Source organism: Neisseria sp. P0009.S007 (assembly GCF_051962515.1).
The window spans coordinates 1-856 of sequence record NZ_JBQCVF010000717.1; the positions used below are offsets into that span (position 1 = coordinate 1).

Annotated in this window: 1 protein-coding gene; it reads right to left on the minus strand. The window is 50.4% G+C overall.

The features are described from left to right. Positions 1-856 (minus strand): UvrB/UvrC motif-containing protein (locus ACTHS3_RS15905; protein ID WP_440368492.1); only part of this gene is annotated, 856 nt, incomplete at both ends.

Sequence of the window (856 nt, forward strand, 5' to 3'; positions counted from 1 at the left end):
CATCAATACGGTGTTGCTGGCTGCTTTGTTGCAGGCGGCGTTGGGCAATCGCCACTTGTGCGTTTTGCTCCGCCATTTTCAACCAGACTTTGCGTTCGCCTATGGTTTTGGTGACAAATTGCATTTGTTTGCCGTGTTCGCCTTCCAAAGCCTCTTTCAGCGCATCGGGAACGGGAAAGTTGCTGATGATGATGTCGGGTTTGCTTTTGCCCAGATAGTGTTGGGCGACGAAGGCTTCGGCGTAATCTTGCCCGTTTGGCTCGGGATCGTTTTTGGTGTCAGGGAAAAAGCTTTTATCGCCGACATGCCGTCCGCCGCGTATGCTGACCCAGTGTACGCAAACCAGGCCGTCTGAAACTGCCAGCGCAAGCAAATCGATATCGTTTGGATTGTTCGGATTTTTGCTGTCGATAAACTGATTACTCTGCATGATGCCGAGTGCTTGAATTTGGTCGCGGTAACGGGCGGCTTCTTCAAATTGTAGATTCGCGGCGGCAGTTTGCATTTTGTGTTGCAAGGTGCGAGTCAATTCATCAGTTTTGCCATTGAGGAAAGTCGCGGCTTCACGCACGCTGTCGCGATAATCTTCTTCGCTGATATGGCCGACACAAGGAGCGGTGCAGCGTTTGATTTGATAAAGCAGACAAGGACGGTCGCGATGCTCGAATACGCTGTCTTCGCAGGTACGCAGCATAAAGACTTTTTGCAACACTTGAATGCTGTCGCGCACGGCATTGCTGTTGGGATACGGGCCAAAATATTGATTAGACTTCTTCAATGTGCCGCGGTAATACGCCATTTGCGGATATTGATGGCCGCTGAGCATCAAATAAGGATAGCTTTTGTCATCGCGGAA